The sequence below is a fragment of the Pseudomonas sp. NBRC 111123 genome (genome assembly GCF_001320205.1).
Taxonomy (GTDB): domain Bacteria; phylum Pseudomonadota; class Gammaproteobacteria; order Pseudomonadales; family Pseudomonadaceae; genus Aquipseudomonas; species Aquipseudomonas putida_J.
The window spans coordinates 107,586-133,166 of record NZ_BCAZ01000006.1; the positions used below are offsets into that span (position 1 = coordinate 107,586).

Annotated in this window: 22 protein-coding genes and 2 tRNA genes; 20 read left to right on the top strand and 4 right to left on the bottom strand. The window is 60.5% G+C overall.

The window, feature by feature from the left end:
* The first annotated feature begins 32 nt into the window (after positions 1-32).
* From carB to APH27_RS05595, 3 genes are read left to right on the top strand one after another with little or no spacing between them, the layout of a single operon-like run.
* A complete protein-coding gene (gene carB / locus APH27_RS05585; protein ID WP_027917695.1) occupies positions 33-3,254 on the top strand; it encodes a carbamoyl-phosphate synthase large subunit in 3,222 nt (1,073 codons plus the stop codon).
* Positions 3,251-3,733 (top strand): transcription elongation factor GreA, encoded by a 483-nt coding sequence (gene greA, locus APH27_RS05590; protein ID WP_177326679.1) that lies wholly within the window; start codon positions 3,251-3,253, stop codon positions 3,731-3,733. Before carB ends, greA begins: the two co-directional genes overlap by 4 nt.
* On the top strand, positions 3,711-4,151 hold the full coding sequence (locus tag APH27_RS05595) for an MFS transporter (RefSeq protein WP_081784256.1): 441 nt from the start codon (positions 3,711-3,713) through the stop codon (positions 4,149-4,151). The genes greA and APH27_RS05595 overlap by 23 nt, the downstream gene beginning before the upstream one ends.
* Positions 4,152-4,286: 135 nt before the next feature.
* On the opposite strand, the gene yhbY is transcribed toward APH27_RS05595, so the two are convergent.
* Positions 4,287-4,595, bottom strand: a complete 309-nt coding sequence (gene yhbY, locus APH27_RS05600) for a ribosome assembly RNA-binding protein YhbY (RefSeq protein WP_027917692.1) — start codon at positions 4,593-4,595, stop codon at positions 4,287-4,289.
* Between the two features lie 102 nt (positions 4,596-4,697).
* On the opposite strand from yhbY, the gene rlmE reads away from it, so the two are divergent.
* From rlmE to APH27_RS05680, 16 genes are all read left to right on the top strand, one after another.
* Positions 4,698-5,324 (top strand): 23S rRNA (uridine(2552)-2'-O)-methyltransferase RlmE, encoded by a 627-nt coding sequence (gene rlmE, locus APH27_RS05605; protein WP_011532133.1) that lies wholly within the window; start codon positions 4,698-4,700, stop codon positions 5,322-5,324.
* 201 nt (positions 5,325-5,525) lie between these two features.
* Entirely contained in the window at positions 5,526-7,430 is a 1,905-nt protein-coding gene (ftsH, locus tag APH27_RS05610) for an ATP-dependent zinc metalloprotease FtsH (RefSeq protein ID WP_027917691.1), read from the top strand.
* Between the two features lie 8 nt (positions 7,431-7,438).
* Positions 7,439-8,290 (top strand): dihydropteroate synthase, encoded by an 852-nt coding sequence (folP, locus tag APH27_RS05615; RefSeq protein ID WP_027917690.1) that lies wholly within the window; start codon positions 7,439-7,441, stop codon positions 8,288-8,290.
* A 16-nt stretch (positions 8,291-8,306) separates the two neighbouring features.
* Positions 8,307-9,647 carry a phosphoglucosamine mutase gene (gene glmM / locus APH27_RS05620; RefSeq protein WP_027917689.1) on the top strand — a complete coding sequence of 447 codons (1,341 nt, stop codon included), beginning with the start codon at positions 8,307-8,309 and terminating at the stop codon, positions 9,645-9,647.
* Between the two features lie 66 nt (positions 9,648-9,713).
* A complete protein-coding gene (gene tpiA / locus APH27_RS05625; RefSeq protein ID WP_060484223.1) occupies positions 9,714-10,469 on the top strand; it encodes a triose-phosphate isomerase in 756 nt (251 codons plus the stop codon).
* A 4-nt stretch (positions 10,470-10,473) separates the two neighbouring features.
* Positions 10,474-10,869 carry a preprotein translocase subunit SecG gene (gene secG / locus APH27_RS05630; RefSeq protein WP_060484224.1) on the top strand — a complete coding sequence of 132 codons (396 nt, stop codon included), beginning with the start codon at positions 10,474-10,476 and terminating at the stop codon, positions 10,867-10,869.
* 21 nt (positions 10,870-10,890) lie between these two features.
* Positions 10,891-10,976 (top strand) — tRNA-Leu (locus APH27_RS05635).
* A 100-nt stretch (positions 10,977-11,076) separates the two neighbouring features.
* Positions 11,077-11,153, top strand: a tRNA-Met gene (locus APH27_RS05640).
* Between the two features lie 130 nt (positions 11,154-11,283).
* Complete coding sequence (gene rimP, locus APH27_RS05645) at positions 11,284-11,742, top strand: ribosome maturation factor RimP (protein ID WP_033696040.1); 459 nt, start codon at positions 11,284-11,286, stop codon at positions 11,740-11,742.
* A 59-nt stretch (positions 11,743-11,801) separates the two neighbouring features.
* Positions 11,802-13,283, top strand: a complete 1,482-nt coding sequence (nusA, locus tag APH27_RS05650) for a transcription termination factor NusA (protein WP_027917685.1) — start codon at positions 11,802-11,804, stop codon at positions 13,281-13,283.
* A gap of 27 nt (positions 13,284-13,310) precedes the next feature.
* Positions 13,311-15,851 carry a translation initiation factor IF-2 gene (gene infB, locus APH27_RS05655; RefSeq protein WP_027917684.1) on the top strand — a complete coding sequence of 847 codons (2,541 nt, stop codon included), beginning with the start codon at positions 13,311-13,313 and terminating at the stop codon, positions 15,849-15,851.
* Positions 15,852-15,967: 116 nt separating this feature from the next.
* Positions 15,968-16,366, top strand: coding sequence for a 30S ribosome-binding factor RbfA (rbfA, locus tag APH27_RS05660; RefSeq protein WP_033696035.1), 399 nt, complete (start codon positions 15,968-15,970; stop codon positions 16,364-16,366).
* 3 nt (positions 16,367-16,369) lie between these two features.
* Positions 16,370-17,287 carry a tRNA pseudouridine(55) synthase TruB gene (gene truB, locus APH27_RS05665; protein ID WP_060484225.1) on the top strand — a complete coding sequence of 306 codons (918 nt, stop codon included), beginning with the start codon at positions 16,370-16,372 and terminating at the stop codon, positions 17,285-17,287.
* Positions 17,288-17,436: 149 nt separating this feature from the next.
* Positions 17,437-17,706 (top strand): 30S ribosomal protein S15, encoded by a 270-nt coding sequence (gene rpsO, locus APH27_RS05670; protein ID WP_016391796.1) that lies wholly within the window; start codon positions 17,437-17,439, stop codon positions 17,704-17,706.
* Positions 17,707-17,956: 250 nt separating this feature from the next.
* On the top strand, positions 17,957-20,062 hold the full coding sequence (gene pnp / locus APH27_RS05675) for a polyribonucleotide nucleotidyltransferase (RefSeq protein ID WP_027917682.1): 2,106 nt from the start codon (positions 17,957-17,959) through the stop codon (positions 20,060-20,062).
* A gap of 263 nt (positions 20,063-20,325) precedes the next feature.
* Entirely contained in the window at positions 20,326-20,676 is a 351-nt protein-coding gene (locus tag APH27_RS05680) for a BON domain-containing protein (protein WP_060484226.1), read from the top strand.
* An 80-nt stretch (positions 20,677-20,756) separates the two neighbouring features.
* Here APH27_RS05680 and APH27_RS05685 read toward each other — a convergent pair whose 3' ends face one another.
* A complete protein-coding gene (locus tag APH27_RS05685) occupies positions 20,757-21,059 on the bottom strand; it encodes a putative quinol monooxygenase (protein ID WP_060484227.1) in 303 nt (100 codons plus the stop codon).
* A gap of 60 nt (positions 21,060-21,119) precedes the next feature.
* On the opposite strand from APH27_RS05685, the gene APH27_RS05690 reads away from it, so the two are divergent.
* Complete coding sequence (locus tag APH27_RS05690) at positions 21,120-21,533, top strand: VOC family protein (protein WP_054885629.1); 414 nt, start codon at positions 21,120-21,122, stop codon at positions 21,531-21,533.
* 156 nt (positions 21,534-21,689) lie between these two features.
* On the opposite strand, the gene APH27_RS05695 is transcribed toward APH27_RS05690, so the two are convergent.
* A complete protein-coding gene (locus APH27_RS05695; RefSeq protein ID WP_060484228.1) occupies positions 21,690-24,626 on the bottom strand; it encodes a DUF748 domain-containing protein in 2,937 nt (978 codons plus the stop codon).
* 78 nt (positions 24,627-24,704) lie between these two features.
* Positions 24,705-25,574, bottom strand: a complete 870-nt coding sequence (locus APH27_RS05700) for an oxygenase MpaB family protein (RefSeq protein ID WP_060484229.1) — start codon at positions 25,572-25,574, stop codon at positions 24,705-24,707.
* Positions 25,575-25,581: the final 7 nt, after the last annotated feature.

A 25,581-nucleotide genomic window follows, 5' to 3' on the forward strand; every position in this document is an offset into this window, starting at 1 on the left:
TGCCGACTGACCCGCGGATTTGAGTGACAACCATGCCAAAACGTACAGACATCAAAAGCATCCTGATTCTCGGCGCTGGCCCGATCGTGATCGGCCAGGCCTGCGAATTCGACTATTCCGGCGCCCAGGCCTGCAAAGCCCTGCGCGAAGAAGGTTTCCGCGTCATCCTGGTGAACTCCAACCCGGCCACCATCATGACCGACCCGGCCATGGCCGACGCCACCTACATCGAGCCGATCAAATGGCAGTCGGTGGCCAAGATCATCGAAAAAGAGCGCCCGGATGCGGTGCTGCCGACCATGGGTGGCCAGACTGCACTGAACTGCGCCCTGGATCTGGAGCGCCACGGCGTTCTGGAAAAGTTCGGCGTCGAGATGATCGGTGCCAACGCCGACACCATCGACAAGGCCGAAGACCGTTCGCGCTTCGACAAGGCCATGAAGGACATCGGCCTGGAATGCCCGCGTTCCGGCATCGCCCACAGCATGGAAGAGGCCAACGCGGTCCTCGAGAAGCTCGGGTTCCCGTGCATCATCCGTCCGTCGTTCACCATGGGTGGCACTGGCGGCGGTATCGCCTACAACCGTGAAGAATTCGAAGAAATCTGCACCCGTGGTCTGGACCTGTCGCCAACCAAGGAGCTGTTGATCGACGAATCGCTGATCGGCTGGAAGGAATACGAGATGGAGGTGGTCCGTGACAAGAAGGACAACTGCATCATCGTCTGCTCCATCGAAAACTTCGACCCGATGGGCGTGCACACCGGTGACTCGATCACCGTCGCGCCAGCACAGACTCTGACCGACAAGGAATACCAGATCATGCGCAACGCCTCGCTGGCGGTGCTGCGTGAAATCGGTGTCGAAACCGGCGGTTCCAACGTGCAGTTCGGTATCTGCCCGAACACCGGCCGCATGGTCGTGATCGAGATGAACCCGCGCGTTTCGCGTTCGTCCGCCCTGGCTTCCAAGGCCACCGGCTTCCCGATCGCCAAGATCGCCGCCAAGCTGGCCATTGGTTACACCCTCGACGAACTGCAGAACGACATCACCGGCGGCCGCACCCCGGCGTCCTTCGAGCCGTCGATCGACTACGTCGTCACCAAGCTGCCACGCTTTGCCTTCGAGAAATTCCCGAAAGCCGACGCTCGCCTGACCACCCAGATGAAATCCGTGGGTGAGGTCATGGCCATCGGCCGTACCTTCCAGGAATCCCTGCAGAAAGCCCTGCGCGGCCTGGAAGTCGGTGCCTGCGGTCTTGACCCGAAAGTCGACCTGGCCAGCCCGGAAGCCGCTGGCATCCTCAAGCGCGAACTGACCGTGCCGGGTGCCGAGCGTATCTGGTACGTCGCCGACGCCATGCGTTCGGGCATGACCATCGAAGAGATCTTCCAGCTGACCGGCATCGACCTGTGGTTCCTGGTGCAAATGGAAGACCTGATCAAGGAAGAAGAAAAGGTCAAGACCCTGGCCCTGTCGTCGATCGACAAGGACTACATGCTGCGCCTCAAGCGCAAGGGCTTCTCGGACCAGCGCCTGGCCAAGCTGCTCGGCATCACCGACAAGAACCTGCGTCGTCACCGCCACAAGCTGGAAGTGTTCCCGGTTTACAAGCGCGTCGACACCTGCGCCGCCGAGTTCGCCACCGACACCGCCTACCTGTACTCGACCTATGAGGAAGAGTGCGAGGCCAACCCGTCGACCCGCGACAAGATCATGATCCTGGGTGGCGGCCCGAACCGTATCGGCCAAGGTATCGAGTTCGACTACTGCTGCGTACACGCCGCACTGGCGCTGCGTGAAGACGGTTACGAGACCATCATGGTCAACTGCAACCCGGAAACCGTCTCCACCGACTACGACACCTCCGACCGCCTGTACTTCGAGCCGCTGACCCTGGAAGACGTGCTGGAAGTCTGCCGCGTCGAGAAGCCGAAGGGTGTCATCGTTCACTACGGCGGCCAGACTCCGCTGAAACTGGCTCGTGCCCTGGAAGAAGCCGGCGTACCGATCATCGGTACCAGCCCGGACGCTATCGACCGCGCCGAAGACCGTGAGCGCTTCCAGCAGATGGTTCAACGCCTGAACCTGCTGCAGCCGCCAAACGCCACCGTGCGCAGCGAAGATGAAGCCATCCGCGCTGCTGGCAGCATCGGTTACCCGCTGGTCGTACGCCCATCCTACGTACTGGGTGGCCGTGCCATGGAAATCGTCTACGAACTGGACGAGCTCAAGCGCTATCTGCGTGAAGCTGTACAGGTTTCCAACGACAGCCCGGTACTGCTCGACCACTTCCTCAACTGCGCCATCGAGATGGACGTGGACGCGGTCTGCGACGGCACCGACGTGGTGATCGGCGCGATCATGCAGCACATCGAGCAGGCCGGCGTTCACTCCGGTGACTCGGCGTGCTCGCTGCCGCCTTACTCGCTGAGCAAGGAAGTGCAGGACGAAGTCCGCGTACAGGTCAAGAAAATGGCCCTGGAACTGGGCGTAGTCGGCCTGATGAACGTGCAGCTGGCCCTGCAGGGCGACAAGATCTACGTGATCGAGGTCAACCCGCGTGCCTCGCGTACCGTGCCGTTCGTTTCCAAGTGCATCGGCACCTCCCTGGCAATGATCGCTGCCCGCGTCATGGCTGGCAAAACCCTGAAAGAGCTGGGCTTCACTCAGGAAATCATCCCGAACTTCTACAGCGTCAAGGAAGCCGTCTTCCCGTTCGCCAAGTTCCCAGGGGTTGACCCGATCCTCGGCCCTGAGATGAAATCGACCGGTGAAGTCATGGGTGTCGGTGACAGCTTCGGTGAAGCCTTCGCCAAGGCCCAGATGGGTGCCAGCGAAGTGCTGCCGACCGGCGGTACCGCATTCATCAGCGTGCGTGATGACGACAAGCCACAAGTGGCTGGCGTGGCGCGCGACCTGATCGCCCTGGGCTTCGAAGTGGTTGCCACGGCGGGTACTGCCAAGGTCATCGAAGCGGCTGGCCTGAAAGTGCGCCGTGTGAACAAGGTGACCGAAGGTCGTCCGCACGTGGTCGACATGATCAAGAACGACGAAGTGTCGCTGATCATCAACACCACCGAAGGCCGCCAGTCGATCGCCGATTCCTACTCGATTCGTCGCAATGCGCTGCAGCACAAGATTTACTGCACCACTACCATTGCGGCTGGTGAAGCCATCTGCGAGGCGCTGAAATTCGGTCCCGAGAAGACTGTTCGTCGCCTGCAGGATCTGCATGCAGGACTCAAAGCATGAGCATGACCAAGTACCCGATGACCGTCCAGGGCGCTCGCGCCCTGGAAGAGGAGCTGACCTTCCTGAGCAAGACCGAGCGCCCGCGCCTGAGCCAAGCCATTGGCGAAGCGCGTGAGCTGGGCGACCTCAAGGAAAACGCCGAATACCATGCCGCCCGTGAGGAGCAGGGTATGGTCGAGGCGCGTATCCGCGATATCGAAGGCCGTCTGCAGAACTCGGTGGTGATCGACGTCACCACCATCGCCCACACCGGCAAGGTGATTTTCGGCACCACCGTGGTGCTGGCCAACACCGAGACCGATGACGAGGTGACCTACCAGATCGTTGGCGAAGATGAAGCTGACGTGAAACAAGGCAAGCTTTCGAGCAGCGCACCGATCGCCCGTGCCATTATTGGCAAGGAAGAAGGTGACACCGTGGTGGTCAAGACGCCAAGCGGTACGGTCGAGTACGAGATTGTCGAAGTCAAACACATCTGATCGGCGCCTGCGGGCGCCATCCCTCGAGGGGATCCTCTGGCAACTGGCCCAGGTTTTCTGGGTCGGTGGCCTGTGGGTGTTCCATGTGGGGCTGGTGCCGGCGCTGAAAGTCAGTGGCCTGGCACCCTTGCTGGTGCAGGACGTCGCCGGGCAGATCGACCGCTGGTTGATCGGTGTGGCGTTGCTTGGCTTGTTGACCCAGCTGGCGGTGCTGGCGAGGGTGGACGGCCTGGCGGCCTGGTGGCGGCAGTTTCGCGGGCAGATGCTGTTGTTGGGCTTTGCGGCCTGCGTGGGGTATTACACCTTGCGCTACGGCATCTCGGTCGGCGAGCGCTGGCAGATGTTCTGTTTCCTGGTGCTGGGCTTCTCCGGCATCGTGCTGGTGGCCCAACCGGTCCCGGTCAGGGCGCGCCGCTAGTCGGTACGCAGCCTTGTGGGAGCGGCCTTGTGTCGCGAAAGGGTCGCGAAGCGACCCTGGGGTGTCAGCTTTATCGCAAATACCGCTGGGGCTGCTTTGCAGCCCTTTCGCGACGCAAGGCCGCTCCCACACCCGTTACTTGTAACGGTGGATGTTGGACAGCTGCTTGTTTGGCTGTGGGTTCTTGCGGTAGATCAGGGCTTTCTTGCCGATGGTCTGCACCAGCTCCGCACGGCCTGCCTTGCACAGCTCGGCAATGACAGCTGCACGCTCTTCGCGATCTTCCGAGCGAATTTCGACTTTGATCAGCTCGTGGTCGACCAGCGCACGCTCCAATTCGGCGATCACGCCTTCGTTCAAACCGTTGCCGGCAACGATGAGGACCGGCTTCAGGTCATGACCAATGGACTTGTATTGCTTCTTCTGCTCGTTATTGAGCGGCATAATCTGACCCTTTCCGTCTGATTCTGTAAAATTGACGGGCATTTTACCCGAGGGCCACCGGCTCCGCCCAGTCAATCACGACGCATATCATCGAGGTGCCCCGTGGTACAACGTTCCAAAAGCAGCGCAAACTGGCTGCGAGAGCATTTCAACGACCCTTTTGTTAAGCAGGCACAGAAGGATGGCTACCGCTCGCGTGCGAGCTACAAGCTTCTGGAGATCCAGGAAAAAGACCGCCTGATCCGCCCCGGCATGAGCGTGATCGACCTTGGCGCGGCCCCCGGAGGCTGGTCGCAGGTGACCAGTCGTCTGATTGGCGGGCAGGGCCGCCTGATCGCGTCCGATATTCTGGAGATGGACTCGATCCCCGATGTCACCTTCATTCAGGGCGATTTCACCCAGGATGAAGTGCTGCAGCAAATTCTTCAGGCGGTCGGTGATTCGCACGTAGACCTTGTGATTTCCGACATGGCCCCCAATATGAGTGGTACGCCTGCGGTGGACATGCCGCGAGCCATGTTCCTCTGCGAGCTGGCCCTGGACCTGGCGACCCGCGTGCTTAAGCCAGGCGGGGACTTCCTGATCAAGATTTTCCAGGGCGAAGGTTTCGATATGTACCTCAAGGATGTGCGCAGCAAGTTCGACAAGGTACAGATGCGCAAGCCGTCCTCTTCGCGGGACCGCTCCCGCGAGCAGTACTTGCTGGGCAAGGGTTTCAAAGGGGCATGAGGCGTGTTGCGGGGTGGCTGATAGTTATTTCCAATCGGCTGCCCCGTCTGGATCGTCCGAACTTCGTGTAGTCTAGGTTTCACAAAGGGTTACAGACGGTGCCTGCGGATGCGTAGGTAATGTAGTAAGTTAGGGCGATGAATATCATGCGAGGCACGGCTGCGTCGTGCGCCGGCCTCAGAGGGTAGCGAATTGAACGACATGGCAAAGAATCTGATCCTGTGGTTGATCATCGCGGCTGTCCTGGTGACAGTGATGAACAACTTCTCCAGCCCTAACGAGCCGCAGACCCTCAACTATTCCGACTTCATCCAGCAGGTCAAGGATGGCAAGGTCGAGCGAGTGACCGTCGATGGCTACATCATTACCGGCAAGCGCGCGGACGGTGACAACTTCAAGACCGTGCGCCCGGCTATCACCGACAATGGCCTGATCGGCGACCTGGTCGACAACCACGTGGTCGTCGAAGGCAAGCAGCCTGAGCAGCAGAGCATCTGGACTCAACTGCTGGTGGCAAGTTTCCCGATCCTGGTGATCATCGCCGTGTTCATGTTCTTCATGCGCCAGATGCAAGGTGGTGCCGGTGGCAAGGGCGGGCCGATGAGTTTCGGCAAGAGCAAGGCGCGCCTGCTGTCCGAAGACCAGGTCAAGACCACCCTGGCTGACGTCGCCGGTTGCGACGAGGCCAAGGAAGAGGTTGGCGAACTGGTCGAGTTCCTGCGTGACCCGGGCAAGTTCCAGCGCCTGGGGGGGCGCATCCCGCGCGGCGTGCTGATGGTTGGCCCGCCGGGTACCGGTAAAACCCTGCTGGCCAAGGCCATTGCCGGTGAGGCCAAGGTACCGTTCTTCACCATTTCCGGTTCCGACTTCGTCGAGATGTTCGTCGGTGTCGGTGCCAGCCGTGTCCGTGACATGTTCGAACAGGCCAAGAAGCACGCGCCGTGCATCATCTTCATCGACGAGATCGATGCTGTGGGTCGCCACCGTGGCGCGGGCATGGGTGGTGGTCACGACGAGCGTGAGCAGACCCTCAACCAGTTGCTGGTGGAGATGGACGGCTTCGAAATGAACGATGGCATCATCGTCATTGCCGCCACCAACCGCCCGGACGTGCTCGACCCTGCGTTGCTGCGTCCTGGTCGCTTCGACCGTCAGGTCGTGGTCGGTCTGCCGGACATCCGTGGTCGTGAACAGATCCTTAAAGTGCACATGCGCAAAGTGCCCGTTGGTGAGAACGTCAACCCGGCAGTCATTGCCCGTGGTACCCCAGGCTTCTCCGGCGCCGATCTGGCCAACCTGGTCAACGAGGCTTCGCTGTTTGCCGCTCGCTCCAACAAGCGCCTGGTCGAAATGAAAGAGTTCGAACTGGCCAAGGACAAGATCATGATGGGCGCCGAGCGCAAGACCATGGTCATGTCCGAGAAGGAAAAGAAGAACACCGCCTATCACGAAGCTGGGCACGCGATTGTCGGTCGCCTGGTGCCTGAGCACGATCCGGTCTACAAGGTTTCGATCATCCCGCGTGGTCGAGCCCTGGGTGTGACCATGTTCCTTCCGGAAGAGGACCGATACAGCTTGTCCAAGCGCGCGCTGATCAGCCAGATCTGCTCGCTGTACGGCGGCCGGATCGCCGAGGAGATGACGCTGGGCTTCGATGGTGTCACCACCGGTGCTTCCAACGACATCATGCGAGCCAGCCAGATCGCTCGCAACATGGTCACCAAGTGGGGCTTGTCCGAAAAGCTTGGCCCGCTGATGTATGCGGAAGAGGAGGGCGAGGTCTTCCTCGGCCGAAGTGCTGGCAGCCAGCACTCAAGTGTTTCCGGCGAGACTGCAAAGCTGATCGACTCCGAGGTGCGCAGCATCATCGACCAATGCTACGCCACGGCCAAGCAACTGTTGATCGATAACCGCGACAAGCTTGAAGCAATGACCGAAGCCTTGATGAAGTACGAGACCATTGATGCCGATCAGATTGACGACATCATGGCGGGCCGTACTCCGCGCGAACCCCGTGACTGGGACGATGACAAGGATTCGGGCACCCCGACTGCTCAGAATGATCGCCCTGAATCGCCGATCGGCGGCCCAGCAGCTCAACACTAAGGGCATCTATGAGCTCAGTGCAGTACCCGACCCGGTTGCCTTGCGGCAACCGGGTTCTTGATCTTTCTCGTACTCATGTAATGGGTATTCTCAACATCACTCCCGACTCTTTCTCCGATGGCGGGCGCTTCAGCCAGCGCGACGAGGCGTTGCGGCATGCCGAGGCGATGATCGCGGCAGGCGCCACGCTGATCGACATCGGTGGCGAGTCGACTCGCCCTGGTGCGCGTGCCGTTTCGGTCACCGAAGAGATCGAGCGGGTGGCGCCGATGGTTGAGGCCATCAACAGTCGCTTCGATGTGGTCATTTCGGTCGATACCTCAACGCCTGCGGTCATTCGCGAGTCGGCGCGGCTGGGTGCTGGCCTGATCAACGACGTGCGTGCCCTGGAGCGCGATGGTGCCTTGGATGCGGCGGCGGACACTGGCTTGCCAGTTTGCCTGATGCACATGCGAGGCGAGCCCGGGAACATGCAGGACGATCCGCAATACGAAGATGTGACTGCCGACGTATCGCGCTATCTTGAACAGCGGATGGCCGCTTGCGCAGCGGCGGGCATCCCCGCCGAACGAATCATTCTTGATCCAGGCTTCGGTTTCGCCAAGACACTGGCGCATAACCTCAGCCTGTTCAAGCACATGGAAGCGCTCTACCGCCTTGGGCGCCCACTTTTGGTGGGCGTTTCGCGCAAGAGCATGATTGGCCTGACGCTGGATCGTCCGGTCGGTGAGCGATTGTACGGCAGCCTCGCGCTGGCGGCTCTGGCCATGACCAAGGGTGCCAGCATCCTGCGCGTCCATGATGTGGCCGAAACCGTCGATGTGGTGCGCATGATTGCTGCAGTACAGAACGCCGAATAAGAACGCTGGAGTCCCTATGAGCAGAAAATATTTTGGTACCGACGGTATCCGTGGCCGCGTCGGTGAATACCCGATCACTCCGGATTTCATGTTGAAGCTGGGCTGGGCTGCTGGTATGGCTTTTCGCAAGCAAGGTAATTGCCGTGTGCTGGTGGGCAAGGACACGCGTATTTCCGGTTACATGTTCGAGTCTGCGCTCGAGGCCGGTTTGTCTGCAGCTGGCGCTGACGTGATGCTGCTGGGGCCTATGCCGACGCCGGCCATCGCATACCTGACCCGCACCTTCCATGCTGAAGCGGGCATCGTCATCAGTGCCTCGCACAACCCGCACGATGACAACGGCATCAAGTTCTTTTCCGGGCAAGGCACCAAGTTGCCTGACGAAGTCGAGCTGATGATCGAGGAGTTGCTTGATCAGCCAATGACCGTTGTCGAGTCGGGCAAGTTGGGCAAGGTTTCCCGTATCAACGACGCAGCCGGCCGCTATATCGAGTTCTGCAAGAGCAGCGTGCCGAGCAGCACCAGCTTCGACGGACTCAAGCTGGTGGTCGATTGCGCTCACGGTGCCACCTACAAGGTTGCCCCGAGCGTGTTTCGCGAGCTCGGCGCCGATGTTACCGTGCTGCACGCGCAGCCGGACGGCCTGAACATCAACGAGGCCTGCGGCTCGACTCACATCGAATCATTGCAGGCTGCCGTGCTGGTGGGGCATGCCGACCTGGGTATCGCGTTCGACGGCGATGGTGACCGGGTATTGATGGTCGATCACACCGGGGCCATCGTCGATGGCGACGAGTTGCTGTTCATCATTGCCCGAGACCTGCACGAGCGTGGCAAGTTGCAGGGTGGGGTGGTTGGGACACTGATGAGCAACTTGGGCCTGGAGCTCGCGCTCAAGGACCTGGATATCCCCTTCGTGCGGGCCAAGGTAGGCGATCGCTACGTGATGGCCGAACTGCTTGAGCGTGACTGGTTGCTCGGTGGTGAAAATTCCGGGCATGTGGTGTGCTGCAACCACACCACCACCGGTGATGCGATCATTGCCGCGCTGCAGGTGCTGATGGCGCTCAAGCGCCGTGGCGAGACCCTGGCGCAGGCGCGTCAGGCCTTGCGCAAGTGCCCTCAGGTGTTGATCAACGTGCGGTTTGGCGCAAGCAAGGTCGACCCCCTTGAGCATCCGGCAGTCAAAGAGGCCAGCGCCAAGGTGACCGAGGCCATGGCCGGGCGTGGGCGTGTGCTGTTGCGCAAGTCTGGCACCGAGCCTTTGGTGCGGGTGATGGTCGAAGGTGACGACGAAAGCCAGGTGCGCAGCCACGCTGAAGCTCTGGCCAAACTGGTCGCAGAAGTTTGTGCCTGAAATAGGCTTGCCAGCGCAGATCGGGTTGGGTAAGATCTGCGCCCACTTTGACCGACGAGGTAAAGCATGCGTCGCCCTATGGTAGCTGGTAACTGGAAGATGCACGGTACCCGCGCCAGCGTCGCTGAGCTGATCCTGGGCCTGGGCAATATGTCCGTGCCAAATGGTGTTGAAGTCGCGGTGTTCCCGCCTGCGCTGTTCATCAATCAGGTGGTTGATGGTCTGCAGGGTAAAGGGATCATTGTTGGAGCACAGAATTCTGCGGTAAAGCCCGAGCAGGGCGCGCTGACCGGTGAAGTTGCACCAAGTCAGTTGGTTGAAGCAGGTTGCAAGTTGGTCTTGATTGGCCACTCCGAGCGTCGTCAGATCATCGGCGAAAGTGAAGAAGTGCTGAAAGATAAGTTTGCAGCCGCTCAACTTAGTGGTTTAATGCCGGTGCTGTGCGTAGGGGAGACCCTCGAAGAGCGTGAGGCAGGCAAGACACTCGAAGTTGTCGGGGGTCAACTAAGCAGTATCATCGACGCGTTCGGTGTTAAAGCTTTTGCCAATGCAGTTATTGCTTATGAGCCGGTTTGGGCCATTGGCACAGGTTTGACGGCTTCGCCTCAACAAGCTCAGGATGTGCATGCTGCCATCCGCGCTCAGTTGGCGGCCGAAGACGCCGAAGTTGCCGCAAACGTGCAGCTTCTCTACGGCGGCAGCGTGAAGGCGGCCAATGCGGCCGAACTGTTCGGCATGCCGGATATCGATGGGGGGCTCATTGGTGGAGCGTCCCTGAACGCAGACGAATTCGGTGCAATTTGTCGCGCCGCAGGAAACTGAACAAATGCTGGAAACAGTTATCGTTGTTTTTCATCTGTTGGCAGCGCTGTCGCTTGTAGTGCTGGTTCTGTTGCAACAGGGTAAGGGTGCGGAAGCAGGTGCATCTTTCGGCGCAGGTGCATCAAACACTGTGTTCGGGAGTCAAGGTTCTGCTACCTTCCTGAGTAAATTAACTGCTATACTCGCTGCCACTTTCTTTTTGACAGCACTTGGGTTAGGATACTTCGCGAAGCAACAAGCTCACCAGCTTAGCCAAGCAGGTCTTCCAGATCCAGCGGTGCTAGAAGTGAAAGAGCCGCAAAAACCGGCAGTTAATGATGATGTACCGGTGCTCCAGGAGCAGAAGAGCGAAACCACCAGCAAAGGTGATGTACCTCCTCCGGCCGAAGAGCAGAAGTAACGGGTTTCAAGTAGTAGTATTGCCGAGGTGGTGGAATTGGTAGACACGCAACCTTGAGGTGGTTGTGCCCATAGGGTGTAGGGGTTCGAGTCCCCTTCTCGGTACCAATTGAAGCTTGAGAGCCCGCTTTAGCGGGCTTTCTTGCAGGTGAAGGTTTGGGTTTGACCCCTAAGCAGGTTAAGTCTTATACTTTCGCCCCAGCTTTGTCGCGGGGTGGAGCAGCTTGGTAGCTCGTCGGGCTCATAACCCGAAGGTCGTTGGTTCAAATCCAGCCCCCGCAACCAGCTTCAGCGGAGCCCCTTTTCAGGGGCTTTTTGCTAGCCGAACAATTTACGGCGTCGTTGTCCTACGGCGCTTTCAGGGATGGGCGCTTCGCCCATTTTTTATTTGCACAGCATGCACGAGGGGGTTCAGGTGTCGAGCAAGCTAGAACAGTTGCAGGCCTTGTTGGCCCCGGTGGTCGAGGGTCTGGGCTATCAGTGCTGGGGGATCGAGTACGTATCCCAGGGTAAGCATTCGGTACTGCGCATCTATATCGACAAGGAAGACGGCATCCTGGTGGACGACTGCGAAGCGGTCAGCCGTCAGGCCAGCGCGATCCTCGACGTGGAAGATCCGATCAGCAGCGAATATACCCTTGAGGTCTCCTCTCCAGGCATGGATCGCCCACTGTTCACTCTGGAACAGTTTGCCTCGCATGCCGGCGAACAAGTGAAGATCAAGCTGCGTTCACCCTTCGAGGGTCGTCGTAACTTCCAGGGCCTTCTCCGCGGTGTGGAGGATCAGGATGTGGTTGTCCAGGTTGACAATCAAGAGTTCCTGCTGCCGATCGACTCGATCGACAAGGCCAATATTATTCCCAGTTTTGACTGAGACGTGCCGGGCCCGGCGGACTATCCGGGCCCAATGGCTTGCGCAAGGCGAGGCGTACGATGAGCAAAGAAGTACTGCTGGTTGTTGAATCGGTATCCAACGAAAAAGGTGTACCGCCCGGCGTCATTTTCGAAGCGCTGGAAGTGGCCCTGGCTACTGCAACCAAAAAACGTTTTGAGGACGAAGTCGACCTGCGTGTGGAAATCAACCGCCACACCGGTAGCTATGAGACTTTCCGTCGCTGGACCGTGGTCGATGAAAACGACCTGGATGACCCGGCGATTGAAACCTGGCTGGACAAGATCAAGGACACCCACCCGGAAGCGAAAGTCGGTGACGTGATCGAAGAAAAGATCGAGTCCATCGAGTTCGGCCGTATCGCCGCGCAGACCGCCAAACAGGTCATTGTGCAGAAGGTCCGTGAAGCCGAGCGCGCCCAGGTGGTCGACGCTTACCGCGAGCGGGTCAATGAGATCATCTCCGGCACCGTCAAGAAAGTTACCCGTGACAACGTTATCGTCGACCTGGGTAACAACGCTGAGGCCTTGCTGGCCCGCGAAGACATCATTCCACGTGAGACCTTCCGGGTTGGCGTGCGCCTGCGTGCGCTGCTCAAGGAAATCCGCACCGAGAACCGCGGCCCTCAGCTGATCCTGTCGCGCACCGCGCCGCAGATGCTGATCGAGCTGTTCCGCATCGAAGTGCCGGAAATCGCTGAAGGGCTCATTGAAGTCATGGCTGCCTCCCGTGATCCGGGTTCGCGTGCCAAGATCGCCGTCCGCTCCAAGGACAAGCGCATCGACCCGCAAGGTGCCTGCATCGGCATGCGCGGTTCGCGCGTCCAGGCCGTATCCGGCGAGCTGGGTGGTGAGCGTGTGGATATCGTCCTCTGGGACGAGAACCCGGCGCAGTTCGTCATCAACGCCATGTCGCCGGCCGAAGTCGCGGCGATCATCGTCGATGAAGATGCCCATGCAATGGACATTGCCGTTGCCGAAGACAACCTGGCACAAGCTATTGGCCGTGGTGGTCAGAACGTTCGCCTTGCCAGTCAGCTGACTGGCTGGACCCTGAACGTGATGACCGAGAAGGACATCCAGGCCAAGCAACAGGCTGAAACCGGCGACATCCTGCGCAATTTCATCGATGAACTGGAAGTCGACGAGGAGCTGGCCCAAGTGCTGGTCGACGAAGGCTTTACCAGCCTCGAAGAAATTGCCTACGTACCGTTGGAAGAAATGCTCAACATCGATGGCTTTGACGAAGATATCGTCAATGAGCTGCGCGCTCGTGCCAAGGACCGTTTGTTGACCAAGGCCATCGCTACCGAAGAAAAACTGGCAGACGCCCATCCGTCCGACGACCTGCTCTCTCTCGAGGGTATGGACAAGGACCTGGCAGCGGAACTGGCGGTGCGCGGCGTGGTTAACCGCGAAGACCTGGCCGAGCAGTCGATTGACGACCTGCTCGACATCGACGGCATCGACGAAGAGCGTGCCGGCAAGTTGATCATGGCCGCCCGAGCCCACTGGTTCGAGTAATTAGGCGCGGCCTGAGGAGAGAAGTGCATGACGCAAGTCACGGTGAAAGAACTGGCCCAAGAGGTCGAGGCACCGGTAGAGCGCCTGCTGCAGCAGATGCGTGAGGCAGGTCTGCCGCACACCGACGCCGGTCAGGTAGTGACCGACAATGAGAAGCAGACTCTGCTGACCCATTTGAAGAGCAGCCACAAGAGCAAGGTGGAAGAGCCGCGCAAGATTACCTTGCAGCGCAAGACCACCAGCACCCTGCGTGTCGCCGGTAGCAAGAGCATCAGCGTAGAAGTACGCAAGAAGAAAGTTTTCGTGCAGCGCAGCCCTGAAGAAATCCAGGCTGAGCAGAAGCGTGAGCAGGATGAGCGCCGCGCGGCTGAAAATGCCGCTCGCGACAAGGTCGAGGCCGAAGTTCGTCAGCGCAATGAAGAGCAGGCTCGCCGTCAGGCAGCCGATGCGCCAGCTCCAGCCCCGGCGCCTGTCGCCAAGGCCGAGCCAGCGCCTGCCGCTGCTCCAGCTCCGGTAGTCGCCGACGTTCCAGCGTCCGAGGATGCCGCAGCTCGTGCTGCCGAGCGCAAGAAGGACGAAGCCCGTCGCAACGAAGGCCGCACCCGTGACGAAGACCGTCGTGGTGGCGAGCGTCGTGGCGAAGCGCCGCGCGTGTCGATCAAGGTCAAGGTCAAGGAGAAGGAAAAGGCTCCGACTCCTCGTGCCGCACCGCGCACCACCGACGAAGAGAGCGATGGCGCTCGTCGTGGTCGCGGTGGCAAGAGCAAGCTGAAGAAGCGTAACCAGCACGGCTTCCAGAACCCGACCGGCCCAGTCATTCGTGACGTGACCATCGGCGAGACCATCACTGTCTCGGAACTGGCCAACCAGATGTCCGTCAAGGGCGCCGAAGTGGTCAAGTTCATGTTCAAGATGGGCACCCCGGTTACCATTAACCAGGTACTCGACCAGGAAACCGCTCAGCTGATCGCAGAAGAGCTGGGCCACAAGGTCACTCTGGTCAGCGACACCGCCCTGGAAGACTCCCTGGCCGAATCGCTGAAGTTCGAAGGCCAGACCGAGTCGCGCGCGCCGGTGGTTACCGTCATGGGTCACGTTGACCATGGCAAGACCTCGCTGCTCGACTACATCCGTCGTGCCAAGGTTGCTGCTGGCGAAGCCGGTGGTATTACCCAGCACATCGGCGCCTACCACGTGGAAACCGACCGCGGCATGGTCACCTTCCTCGATACCCCGGGCCACGCAGCGTTCACTCAGATGCGTGCTCGTGGTGCCAAGGCGACCGACATCGTCATCCTGGTGGTGGCGGCGGACGACGGCGTGATGCCGCAGACCCGCGAAGCCGTTCAGCATGCCAAGGCAGCTGGCGTTCCGCTGGTGGTTGCAGTGAACAAGATCGACAAGCCGGGCGCCGACCTCGATCGCATCCGCAACGAACTGGCCGTCGAAGGCGTGACCTCCGAGGACTGGGGTGGTGACACTCCGTTCGTCAAGGTTTCGGCGAAGATGGGTACCGGTGTCGACGAACTGCTCGAAGCTGTCCTGCTGCAGGCCGAGATCCTCGAGCTGACCGCCACCCCGACCGCTCCAGGTCGTGGCGTTGTGGTTGAATCGCGCCTGGACAAGGGCCGTGGCCCGGTGGCAACCATCCTGGTTCAGGACGGTACCCTGCGTCAGGGCGACATGGTCCTGTGCGGCTCCAATTATGGCCGCGTGCGTGCCATGCTCGACGAGAACGGCAAGCCTGTGAAGGAAGCCGGCCCGTCGATCCCGGTCGAGATTCTTGGCCTGGACGGTACCCCGGAAGCCGGTGACGAGCTGTCCGTGGTTGCCGACGAGAAGAAGGCCCGCGAAGTGGCCCTGTTCCGTCAAGGCAAGTACCGCGAGGTCAAGCTGGCCCGTGCTCACGCCGGCAAGCTGGAAAACATCTTCGAGACCATGGGTCAGGAAGAGAAGAAGACCCTCAACATCGTCCTCAAGACCGACGTGCGTGGTTCCCTGGAAGCACTGCAGGGCTCGCTCGGCGGCCTGGGCAACGACGAAGTTCAGGTCCGCGTGATCGGTGGCGGCGTAGGTGGTATCACCGAAAGCGACGCCAACCTGGCGCTGGCTTCGAATGCAGTACTGTTCGGCTTCAACGTGCGTGCCGATGCCGGCGCGCGCAAGATCGTCGAGCAGGAAGGTCTGGATATGCGTTACTACAACGTGATCTACGACATCATCGAAGACGTCAAGAAGGCCCTGACCGGCATGCTCGGCAGCGATGTTCGCGAGAACATCCTGGGCGTTGCAGAAGTACGTGACGTGTTCCGTTCGCCGAAGTTCGGCGCCATCGCTGGCTGTATGGTCATCGAGGGTACCGTGTACCGCAACCGTCCGATCCGCGTACTGCGCGACGACGTTGTGATCTTCGAAGGCGAGCTGGAATCGCTGCGTCGCTTCAAGGACGACGCTTCCGAAGTTCGTTCGGGCATGGAGTGCGGTATTGGCGTCAAGAGCTACAACGACGTCAAGGTCGGCGACAAGATCGAAGTCTTCGAGAAAGTCCAGGTTGCTCGTACCCTTTAAGGGTGAGCAGGGCGCCAGCCCCCGCCGCAGGGCGGTGGGCAGCGCCTCAGTAGGTAGCGCCCGGTCAGGCTTCAGCCTCACCGGGCGTTTGCCGCTTTAAGTTACAGGTAGCAAGAATGGCCAAAGAATACAGCCGTACCCAACGTATCGGTGATCAGATGCAGCGCGAGCTGGCCGAGCTGATCCGCCGTGAAGTCAAAGACCCACGCGTCGGTCTGGTGACCATCACCGCAGTGGATGTCAGCCGCGACCTGGGCCATGCCAAGGTCTTCATCACCGTCATGGGCGAAGAAGCGCCAGACGCCGTGCAGCAGTCGCTCAAGGCTCTGAACAGCGCCGCAAGCTTCCTGCGCCTGCACCTGGGCCGCTCGATGCAGCTGCGCAGCGTGCCGCAGCTGCACTTCCACTTCGATGAAAGTGTCAGCCGAGGTGTCCACCTGTCGGCGCTGATCGAGCGTGCAGTGGCCGAAGACCGCCTGCACAAGGATGCCGACGAGCCGGACGCCAAGGAGTAAGCGGTGGCCCAGGTCAAACGTATCCGCCGCAACGTCAGCGGCATCATCCTGCTCGACAAGCCGCTGGGTTTCACCTCCAACGCCGCGTTGCAGAAAGTCCGCTGGTTGCTCAATGCCGAGAAGGCCGGCCACACCGGCAGCCTCGACCCGCTGGCCACCGGCGTGCTGCCGCTGTGCTTCGGTGAGGCGACCAAGTTTTCGCAGTACTTGCTCGATTCTGACAAGGGCTACGAAACGGTCATGCAGATGGGGCAGACTACCAGCACCGCGGACGCTGAAGGCGAAGTCCTGCAGACCCGTGAGGTGACCGTTGGTCGCGCCGATATCGAAGCGGTGATTCCGCGTTTTCGCGGTGAAATCCTCCAAGTACCGCCGATGTACTCGGCGCTCAAGCGCGACGGCCAGCCGCTTTACAAACTGGCGCGTGCAGGAGAGGTAGTGGAGCGCGAGGCGCGTTCTGTTACTATTGGCCGCTTGGAGTTGCTCGAGTGCGAAGGCGCCCGTGCACGGTTGTCGGTAGGCTGCAGCAAAGGCACCTATATCCGTACCCTGGTGGAGGATATCGGCGAGGCTCTGGGCTGCGGCGCTTATGTCGCCGAGCTGCGCCGGACCCAGGCCGGGCCGTTCGCCCTGGCCCAGACGGTAACCCTCGAGGAACTCGAGCAGGCCCATGCCGAAGGTGGCAACGAAGCGCTCGATCGCTTCCTGATGCCGTCCGACAGTGGGCTGCAGGACTGGCCACTGGTGTGCCTGTCCGAGCACAGCGCTTTCTACTGGCTGCATGGCCAGGCAGTGCGTGCGCCGGATGCACCGCAGTTCGGCATGGTCCGCGTACAGGATCACAATGGCCGCTTCATCGGTATCGGTGAAGTGAGCGAAGACGGGCGCATTGCGCCGCGTCGACTGATTCGGTCGGAATGACCGAAACCACAGGCGCAGGCTTAGGCTGAAACCGGTGGACCGAGGGTGGCTGTCAGTAGGCACGGTCACAACTCATTTTATTAATACAGGGTTTTGCCCCTGGCCTATTGGAGCCCGCTTGCGGGATCCGTTTAATTTGGAGAAGCCTCATGGCCCTCAGCGTTGAAGAAAAAGCTCAGATCGTTGCCGATTACCAGCAAGCCGCCGGCGATACCGGTAGCCCGGAAGTGCAGGTTGCTCTGCTGACCGCCAACATCAACAAACTGCAAGGCCACTTCAAGGCCAACGATAAAGACCACCACTCCCGTCGTGGTCTGATCCGTATGGTCAACCAGCGTCGTAAGCTGCTGGACTACCTGAAGGGCAAAGACACCACTCGTTACAGCGCCCTGATCGGTCGCCTGGGCCTGCGTCGCTAATAGCGGCCTGGTCAGTGGTGTGCATGGCGTGTCGCAGGCTTCGGCTATGCTGCTTTGCAGCATCGTCGTCGGACACGCCACGCGTATCTCCGAGGTTGGCAGCCTGGTTTTGCTGAGCGGTTTACCGCGCAGCAGCCAGGCTCCCAACCTCGTGTTGTATCTGGACGGTCAATGGGGCCGATCCCCCGTTCTGCCCAAGAATTCGCAAGAAACCAGTTCCCCCCAGAGCCACTGAAAAAGGTAGGAAACCGTGAACCCGGTAATCAAGAAATTCCAGTTCGGTCAATCGACCGTTACTCTCGAAACGGGCCGTATCGCCCGCCAGGCAACCGGCGCCGTGCTGGTTACCGTCGACAACGACGTCACCGTGCTGGTGACCGTGGTTGGCGCCAAGCAGGCCGACCCAGGCAAGGGTTTCTTCCCGCTGTCGGTCCACTATCAGGAAAAGACCTACGCCGCCGGTAAGATCCCGGGTGGCTTCTTCAAGCGTGAAGGCCGTCCTTCCGAGAAAGAGACGCTGACCTCGCGCCTGATCGACCGTCCGATCCGTCCGCTGTTCCCTGAAGGTTTCATGAACGAAGTGCAGGTTGTCTGCACCGTGGTTTCCACCAGCAAGAAGACCGATCCGGACATCGCTGCGATGATCGGTACCTCGGCTGCCCTGGCTATCTCCGGCATTCCGTTCGAAGGCCCGATCGGCGCTGCCCGCGTTGCCTTCCACGAAAGCACCGGCTACCTGCTGAACCCGACCTACGAGCAACTGGCTGCCTCGAGCCTGGACATGGTCGTTGCCGGTACTTCCGATGCGGTGCTGATGGTTGAATCGGAAGCTCAGGAGCTGACCGAAGACCAGATGCTGGGCGCTGTACTGTTCGCCCACGACGAATTCCAGGCTGTTATCCAGGCTGTCAAAGAACTGGCCGCAGAAGCTGCCAAGCCGACCTGGGACTGGAAACCAGCCGTTGCCAACACCGAACTGTTCAACGCTATCCGCGCCGAGTTCGGCGAAGCCGTTTCGCAGGGCTACACCATCACCGTCAAGGCTGACCGCTACGCACGCCTGGGCGAGCTACGCGATCAGGCCGTTGCCAAGTTCTCCGGTGAAGAAGGCCAGCCTTCGGCTGGTGAAGTCAAAGACATCTTCGGCGAAATCGAATACCGCACCGTTCGTGAAAACATCGTCAACGGCAAGCCACGTATCGACGGCCGCGACACCAAGACCGTACGCCCCCTGAACATCGAAGTCGGCGTACTGCCGAAGACTCACGGTTCGGCGCTGTTCACCCGTGGCGAAACCCAGGCCCTGGTCGTTGCGACCCTGGGTACTGCGCGTGACGCCCAGCTGCTGGACACCCTCGAAGGTGAGAAGAAAGACCCGTTCATGCTGCACTACAACTTCCCACCGTTCTCGGTAGGCGAGTGTGGTCGCATGGGGGGTGCCGGCCGCCGCGAAATCGGCCACGGCCGTCTGGCCCGTCGTTCGGTTCAGGCCATGCTGCCAGCCGCTGACGTGTTCCCGTACACCATCCGCGTGGTTTCGGAAATCACCGAATCCAACGGTTCGAGCTCCATGGCCTCGGTTTGCGGTGCTTCCCTGGCTCTGATGGACGCCGGTGTACCGATGAAGGCTCCGGTTGCCGGCATCGCCATGGGCCTGGTCAAGGAAGGCGACAAGTTCGCAGTCCTGACCGACATCCTGGGCGACGAAGACCACCTCGGCGACATGGACTTCAAGGTTGCGGGTACCGCCAAAGGTGTTACCGCGCTGCAGATGGACATCAAGATCAACGGTATCACCGAAGAGATCATGGAAATCGCCCTGGGTCAGGCCCTGGAAGCGCGCCTGAATATCCTCGGCCAGATGAACCAGATCATTGGCGAGTCGCGTACCGAGCTGTCGGCCAACGCCCCGACCATGATCGCGATGAAGATCGACACCGACAAGATCCGTGACGTCATCGGCAAAGGCGGCGCCACCATTCGTGCCATCTGCGAAGAGACCAAGGCTTCGATCGACATCGAAGACGACGGCTCGATCAAGATCTTCGGCGAAACCAAGGAAGCAGCAGAGGCTGCCAAGCAGCGCATCCTGGGCATCACTGCCGAGGCCGAGATCGGCAAGATCTACGTCGGCAAGGTCGAGCGTATTGTCGACTTCGGCGCCTTCGTCAACATCCTGCCTGGCAAGGACGGCCTGGTGCACATCTCGATGCTGAGCGACGCTCGCGTAGAGAAAGTCACCGATGTGCTGAAAGAAGGTCAGGAAGTTGAAGTGCTGGTACTGGACGTGGACAACCGCGGCCGTATCAAGCTGTCGATCAAGGACGTTGCCGCGGCCAAGGCCTCGGGCGTCTAAGCGACTGACACGCAACAGGAAAGGGGCCCTTCGGGGCCCTTTTTTTTATGCGCATCGGGAACCTTTTGCGTACTTGCATCTTGCATGCAGGTTTTGTGGCCTGATTGCAAAATGCACGACTGCTACTGTCTGAAGCTTCTCATAAGTCATTGATTTATAAAGAAACAAGCGAAGCGGTAAAGCTGGCACAGCACATGCAACTACACTCTTACCTGCCGCCAGGACTTACGGCGCAGACCTTTCGAAAAACAGGAGTGACCCACATGAAGAAGTTCGCCATTGCTGCCGCTACTGCTACCGCTCTGACCCTGACCATGGCTAACGCGGCGTTCGCCCAACAGTCCACCCAGGCCCCCATGACGATCGCGGCCGGTGAGGTGACCAAAGCCAAGGAAGCGACCTCGGACACCTGGATCACTACCAAGGTGAAATCGGACCTCATGACCGAGAAGGGCATTCCAGGCAGCGACATCAAGGTCGAGACCAACAAAGGTGTCGTATCCCTGTCGTCGGAAACTGCCGTTACCGAATCGCAGAAAAAAATGGCGGTTGATATCACCAAGAAAATCAAAGGCGTGAAGGCCGTTTCCGCTGATGGCCTGAAAGCCGAATAAGGAATGTCCCGTCGGCCAAACGGACTTGGCCACCTTCACTGAAAAAGCCCCGGCCTGTGCCGGGGCTTTTTCATGTACGTTCAATACACCGGATTGCGGGCGATCACATCGCTCTCGAAGCATTCCTGTTCGACGATCAGCGGCTCGACCTGCGGGCGGCTGTCGCGGAAATGTGCGGTCTGCGTGTGCGCTTCGTACGCATCATCGTCGCGGTAGATCTCGTACAGGTAGATCACGTCGGGGTCGAGCCTGTCCTGGGATACGTCGAACACCAGGCAACCTGGTTCGGTAGCGACGGAGGCAGCGGCATTGACCTTGATGGCGGTCAGGAAGGCTTCGGCGCAACCAGGTTTTACACGGGTCTTGATGAACAGGCTATACACAGGGCGATCCTTTTGTTTTAAATTCAATTTAGAATTGTATACAAAAAAGGAGTCGCGCCAATGTCTGAATTACCTGCTCGTCCCGGTCGCCTGAATGGCTTGCGCCATATTGCCCTGCTGGTGCCCAATCTGGAGGAGTGCGAGCGTTTCTACGTCGATGTGATGGGCATGGAGGTGCTGAACCGGGCCAACGAGGACCTGGTTTACCTGACCTGCGGTAACGACAATCTGTCGCTGGGGCGTGGGGCAGGGGCGGCCAATGGGTTGCAGACGCTCGACCATTACGGCTTCATCGTCGATAGCGTGGAAGAGCTGGAGGCCTGGTACCAGTACTTCAAGGCGCGTGGTGTGACCTTGCTCGACAAACCGTTCAACCATGGTGATGGTGCGCGCAGCTTCCACCTGCTGGACCCTGCGGGGAACAAGGTACAGCCGCTGTATCACCCATCGGTGTCGGGGCAGCGGCTGGTGTGAGCCAGTATCGCGTCTGCCCGTAGGAGCGGCCTTGTGTCGCGAAAGGGCCGCGCAGCGGCCCCGGCAACTCATGCGGCGAAGCTGCAATCATGGGGGCGCTTCGCACCCCTTTCGCGACACAAGGCCGCTCCTGCAAGGGCGCATACAGGCTTGTGGCTACTCAGCATCCAGGTGCATCGGGGTAACCACCCGCCCATCACGTTCAGCCTGCCCAAGGTTGGTGTCGATGAAATACACCCGGTCATCTTCGAGCTTGCCCTTGTCGACCAGGTAGTCCTTGATGCTGCTGGCCCGCTCCTGGCCAAGGGTACGCAGTAATGCCGTGCTTTCAGCCCAGGACTTGATCACTGCCTCGCGCAGCTTGGTGGCGCGCTCGTCCCGGCTCAATTGCTCCCACTCGGCTGGGGGTTGCTGTTTCAGGCGGGTGCGGTAGATGCCTTCGAGCATCGCCGGTTTGTCGCTGTCATCGACCTGCAGCATCGAGGCGTTGGCCGGTACCTTGTCGCCACGGCGCTGCAGGATCTTGTACCAGGTCGCCTGGTATTCACGTTCCAGGCGCTGCTGGGCGATCAACGGGCCGTCGCTGCTCTGGGCGCTGGTGCCTTCGATTTCCAGGCGCAGTTCCGGGCGCTCCTTGAGCGCCGATGCCAGTTTGTCCAGGGTCGACTGCGCATCTCCACTAAGCTCGCTGGAACCAGGGGCGAAGGCCACCGTACCCAGGTCTTGCGAGCCACCACCGGCAATCAGCCCGCCGATGAACTTGAACGGCGCCTGGGCCGCACGCAGCACCAGGTTGCGCAGGGTCTGCCAGACGATCGGCATGACGCTGAACTGCGGGTTGTTGAGGTCGCCCGAAACCGGCAGTTCGATGGAGATCCGCCCTTCGGTGTCCTTGAGCAAGGCGATCGCCAAGCGGATTGGGAGGTCCACCGCATCAGGGCTCTCGACCTTTTCCCCCAGTTGCAGCTGTTCGACCACCACCTTGTTCTCGGCCTTGAGCTGGCCGTTGGTGATCAGGTAGTGCAGGTCGAGGTTCAGCCGGCCTTTGCGGATACGGAAACCAGCGAACTTGCCGGAGTAGGGGGTCAACGTGGTCAGTTCGACGCGCTTGAAACTGGTGGCGATATCCAGGCTGGCCAGCGGGTTGAACGGGTTGAGCGCGCCCTTGATGGTGACCGGGGCATAACGGTCGACCTTGCCTTTGACGTCGACCTTGGCCGGTGCCGGCTTGCGGTTGTCGATGGTGCCTATCTGGCCGTTGAGCTGCTGGATGGCGGTGGCGAAGTTCGGTGTCAGGGTCAGGTCGGCGAAGTTGGCCGAGCCATCGTTGATGTCGATCTGGCCGATGTGGATGCCGAGGGGCTTGCTGGCTGCAGCACTGGCTGGCTTGGCCGGGCTGCTGGACGGCGCGCCGGCCGGTTGCGGGATCAGCAGGTCGTCGATGCTGGTGGTGCGGTCTTCGTTGATGATGAAACGCGCGTAGGGCTGCAGCAGGGTGACTTTGTCGATCGACAAGGCATCACCGTGCACATACGACAGGGCATCGACGTTTACTTGCTGCCATTTGACGAAATCACGGCCCTTGATGGTGTCCAGGGTATGCAGCTGGTTGACCTGGGCCTTGCCAGCAACCGTGAAGGCCAGAGGCTCGGTGCGCTTGAGGTCGACCTTGAGGTCGCTGGCGAGCATGCCGCTGCGCAGTTCGAGGCGAATGAACGGGCTGATGTACGCCTGGGCGATACGCAGGTCGATGTCACGGGTGCTGACATCGAGCTTGGCGGTGACCGGCGCCAGGTTCACTTCACCTGCTGCCTGCAGCTTGCCTTGTTTGCCAACGCCGGTGTCGAGCTTGAGGGTAAAAGGCGACTGGTTGAGGCTGTCGAAACCCTGCATGTCGAGGTTCAGCGGGCCGACATCCAGCGCTACCGGCTCCTTCTGGCTACGGTCGGCGAGGTGTACCTGGTAGTCGCGCAGTTGCACGTCCTTGAGCAGTACCTGCCACGGCTTGCTTGGCGCCTTTGCGGCTTTCTCCTGCGGCGTTGGTTCGGCAGCCGCCGGCTCGGCTTTCTCCTTCGGCGTGGCTTTGGCCGGCTGGCTGGCGAACAGCTTCTGCCAGTCGAGTTGGCCGTCCTTTTCCAGAGCCGCCCAGGTTTCCAGCTTTTCGCTGCGAACCTTGCCGACGGTGACCAGCTGCTTGGCCAGGTCGATGGACGTCTCGCTTACTTCCAGGCTGGCCAGGCGCACCAGCGGCCGGTCATCCGGGGCCTTGATGGCGAACGGCGCGATCTTGACCGAGGTATTGTCCAGCAACAGCTCGGTTTCCTTGGACAGGTTGAGCTTGTAGTGGGTGTCGAGGTTGAGCACGCCGTCTTCCAGCACCAGCGGCAGGGCATCGCGCACGTAGGGCCAGAACAGTTTCATCTTGCCGTCGGTGACTTTCAGGGTGCCTTCCGAGCCCAAGGGGGCCAGGCTCAGGGTGCCGGTCCAGTCGACCTGGCCGCCATTGGGGCCCTTGGCCACCAAGGTCATGTCGGCGTTGTCGTCTGGCAGGGTGCTGAGGTTTTTCAGCTCCAGGTTCATGTCGTCGTAGATGAACTCGATCGGCTCGCTCGGGCGCTGGTCCTCGAAGTGCAGATAACCGCCACTGAGCTTGATGCTGCCAATACGCAGTGGGAACGGGTCGCTGGGTGGCTGCTCTGGCTTGGGTTCGCTGGCGGGCAACTTGAACAGTTGGGTCAGGTTGAGCGTACCGTCCTTGGCGAACAGCACCTCGTTGCGTGGCTTGTCGAGTTCGATGGCCTGCAGGTGCAGGGCGCCGCTCCACAAGCTGTCGAGCGCCAGGTTGGCGTACAGCCGTTCAAAGCCGACCTGCTCCTTGCCAGGCTCGCCGAGCTGCAGGCCCCAAAGCGTCAGCTCGAGGCTGAAGGGGTTGAGTTCGATGCGTTGCAGGTGTGCCGGCACGGTGGCGTACTGCGCCAGCTGCTGGTTGGCGATACGCAAGGCGACACCAGGAAGAATGAGGAAGCCGAGCAGGCTGTATAGGGCCACCAGAGCCAGCAGGGCGCCGAGGGCGCGAGTCAATCCTTTGTACATGTGTCGCTTCGTCTGTCTAAGCAGGAGTGGTTGGAGTATGGCACGTTAAATCGGTTCCGCTGGGGCGACCATTTCCCGTCACTCGATACCCATGCGTCGCCTGGCCCGATGTGCAGAGCCGTCTCGCATGGCCCAGCGCAGAATTGGCGCTGTGCTTTGCAGGCCAAGGCGGATCATGCGCCGTTGCAGCGGCCCTTGTTGCAGGCCGAGCATGGCCTGGGCCCAGCCCGGCAGCAGATCGATGCCGGCATGCAACATTAGCTTGCCGACCGGCTCGGCAAGGCGGCTTGGCGCGGGTGCATCGAGCAGGATCTCGACAACCTCCAGGCTACGCGCGCTGCATTGCAGTTGTGGGCGCATTCGGTGCAGGTAGTCCGCGACCTGCTGGCAGGAGCGGGGGACATTGCGCGCCCCGAGGCGTTCGGCGATCAGGGCGATCTCGGCGTAATAGGCGTCCTGATCGGCACGTGAAAGGCCGGGGTCGCGGTAGCGCAGGTGGGCTGCGAGGAAGCTGCTGACCTCCGCCACGTGCACCCAGGTCAGCAGGTCGGGGTCACTTGCGGCATATGGGCTGCCATCGGGCGCGGTGCCGGTCACCTGCAAGTGGATGGTGCGCACCTTGTCGATCAGCCATTCGGCATCGCCGGTAGCGCCGAAGGTGGTGCCAGAGATGAACTGGCTGGTGCGGCGCAGGCGGCCGAGCAGGTCTTCGCGGAAGTTGGAGTGGTCCCACACCCCGGCCAGGGCCAATGGGTGCAGCAGTTGCAGCATCAGCGCACTGATACCGCCGACCAGCATGCTCGGGAAGTCGCCATGCACCCGCCAACTGATGCTGTGCGGGCCGAACAGGCCAGGGTCGCCTTTGGGGGACTCGAGGTCGAGCTGGCCGAGGGCAAGCCCGGTGAGGCTCATGACCTGGGTTTCGATGCGGCGGCGTAGGGCTTCCATGGCGTCC

Excerpts from the sequence above, each read along its gene's own strand:
- carB (WP_027917695.1), top strand. The coding sequence starts at position 33 with ATGCCAAAACGTACAGACATCAAAAGCATCCTGATTCTCGGCGCTGGC.
- greA (WP_177326679.1), top strand. The coding sequence starts at position 3,251 with ATGAGCATGACCAAGTACCCGATGACCGTCCAGGGCGCTCGCGCCCTG.
- yhbY (WP_027917692.1), bottom strand. The coding sequence starts at position 4,595 with ATGCCGCTCAATAACGAGCAGAAGAAGCAATACAAGTCCATTGGTCAT.
- ftsH (WP_027917691.1), top strand. The coding sequence starts at position 5,526 with ATGGCAAAGAATCTGATCCTGTGGTTGATCATCGCGGCTGTCCTGGTG.
- folP (WP_027917690.1), top strand. The coding sequence starts at position 7,439 with ATGAGCTCAGTGCAGTACCCGACCCGGTTGCCTTGCGGCAACCGGGTT.
- glmM (WP_027917689.1), top strand. The coding sequence starts at position 8,307 with ATGAGCAGAAAATATTTTGGTACCGACGGTATCCGTGGCCGCGTCGGT.
- tpiA (WP_060484223.1), top strand. The coding sequence starts at position 9,714 with ATGCGTCGCCCTATGGTAGCTGGTAACTGGAAGATGCACGGTACCCGC.
- secG (WP_060484224.1), top strand. The coding sequence starts at position 10,474 with ATGCTGGAAACAGTTATCGTTGTTTTTCATCTGTTGGCAGCGCTGTCG.
- nusA (WP_027917685.1), top strand. The coding sequence starts at position 11,802 with ATGAGCAAAGAAGTACTGCTGGTTGTTGAATCGGTATCCAACGAAAAA.
- infB (WP_027917684.1), top strand. The coding sequence starts at position 13,311 with ATGACGCAAGTCACGGTGAAAGAACTGGCCCAAGAGGTCGAGGCACCG.
- rbfA (WP_033696035.1), top strand. The coding sequence starts at position 15,968 with ATGGCCAAAGAATACAGCCGTACCCAACGTATCGGTGATCAGATGCAG.
- rpsO (WP_016391796.1), top strand. The coding sequence starts at position 17,437 with ATGGCCCTCAGCGTTGAAGAAAAAGCTCAGATCGTTGCCGATTACCAG.
- APH27_RS05680 (WP_060484226.1), top strand. The coding sequence starts at position 20,326 with ATGAAGAAGTTCGCCATTGCTGCCGCTACTGCTACCGCTCTGACCCTG.
- APH27_RS05690 (WP_054885629.1), top strand. The coding sequence starts at position 21,120 with ATGTCTGAATTACCTGCTCGTCCCGGTCGCCTGAATGGCTTGCGCCAT.
- APH27_RS05695 (WP_060484228.1), bottom strand. The coding sequence starts at position 24,626 with ATGTACAAAGGATTGACTCGCGCCCTCGGCGCCCTGCTGGCTCTGGTG.
- APH27_RS05700 (WP_060484229.1), bottom strand. The coding sequence starts at position 25,574 with ATGGAAGCCCTACGCCGCCGCATCGAAACCCAGGTCATGAGCCTCACC.